This is a genomic window from Microvirga tunisiensis (assembly GCF_009296175.1).
Classification (GTDB): domain Bacteria; phylum Pseudomonadota; class Alphaproteobacteria; order Rhizobiales; family Beijerinckiaceae; genus Microvirga; species Microvirga tunisiensis.
Window position 1 is genome coordinate 1 of sequence record NZ_VOSK01000759.1, and the last position, 1,341, is coordinate 1,341.

A 1,341-nucleotide genomic window follows, 5' to 3' on the forward strand; every position below is an offset into this window, starting at 1 on the left:
CTCCCCGCGCCGCCAATGCCTTGATAGTCATGCGAGCCTCCTGATCGAGCCGGCTCATGCGCTCCTCCGTGTCGTCCCGTGACACGGTAGGTCGACTTCAACCGGAGGCGACATCTCGTAAATCTGGCCGTCGCCTTACTCACACATTCGCGCGTCGCGCTACAGCCATGCTCCGAGATCCCCATGATCTCGCCGGTTTCCCATTCCGATTTTCCTTCGGCCGCCCACTGAAGCGCTTCTTGCTCTCTGCTGCTCAGTGAACGCATCGGCTTCCCGTCGTCCGCGCGCAGTAGGAATGACCGGCCCAGGGCATACGTTGCCAACAGGGTCAGCATTCCTCTGTCTGCGGGCGAAACCTCCAACTTCTCGCCCGCCAAGGAGAAACCTGCGATATCGCCTTCGAGTGTTACTAACGGAATCGTAAAGCCTCGCTTGAGCCTGAAATCACCTGCCTCATCCATAACCCGCCATGCCGTTTGGTCATCTCTATACAGCGGCTCAAGTTCCTCCCACATGAACGGCCTCATGTTCGCTGTAACGCCTCGAATGGCGGGATCGCGGAAGACATAGCCATGGGCGAAGTAGCGGCGGGACCACTCAATAGGCCAATGATCAAGGATGATGTTTGAGATCTGCTGCTCACGACTTGTTCCAGGCGACGGCATGGTTCCTGCCAGGATATACTCAGCCCCAAACTTGCGGACCTTTGACAGCAGCATCCCGCATACCTCGGCCGGCGTCTTCGCCCGATCAAGATCCTGAATAAACTCGATTGTCTGCTCGAAGTCTTTCCGCGACATGTTCCCGCTCCTCTGGAACATTGTTACAACATCTTCGAGGTCGTCAACTTAACCAATAGAAGACCAGATCCGGAAAGCGGTGCCTGGATTGGCCACGACAAAGATTCAGCCGGTAAGAATCACGGTATCGCAGCCTCAATGGAAGTGTTTCCGATGGCCGGTCAGCGTCTGCCGTGTCTCCCCAAGGATCTGGAGCAGCTCCGTACCTCTAGCCGTTCCTATTCACCAGAGTTTGTTTCGGGGCCTATTTGGTAGCGCGGGCGTGCCGATCCGCTGCGTTTCTTTCACCGCGGCAAGGTCTGGAACGTGGGGAACGCGTTGGCAGGGACGGGATGGGATGACCGGGGCGATGGCAGCCCCGGCGCTCAGGGCGAGGCCGCCCGGGGCTGGGGTGCCAGAGCGCTCGCAAGACGCCGGACGAGATCCGCTTCCGGACAGCACGAGGCAAAGGCCAGTCGGATGCGGCTGGTGGTTTCCTGCACCCGCACGGCGATCTTGAGCAGGCGCAACCGCAGCGTTGCGAACTCCGCCCGGGCGAGAT

The 1,341-nt window shown here is 59.4% G+C and carries 2 protein-coding genes; both read right to left on the reverse strand.

Annotated features, from left to right (window positions below):
• Positions 1-800, reverse strand: an 800-nt coding sequence (locus FS320_RS43440; RefSeq protein WP_192926429.1) for a helix-turn-helix transcriptional regulator, incomplete at its 3' end; no start/stop codon positions are given.
• Between the two features lie 365 nt (positions 801-1,165).
• Positions 1,166-1,341 (reverse strand): transposase (locus FS320_RS43445; protein ID WP_192926244.1); only part of this gene is annotated, 176 nt, incomplete at its 5' end.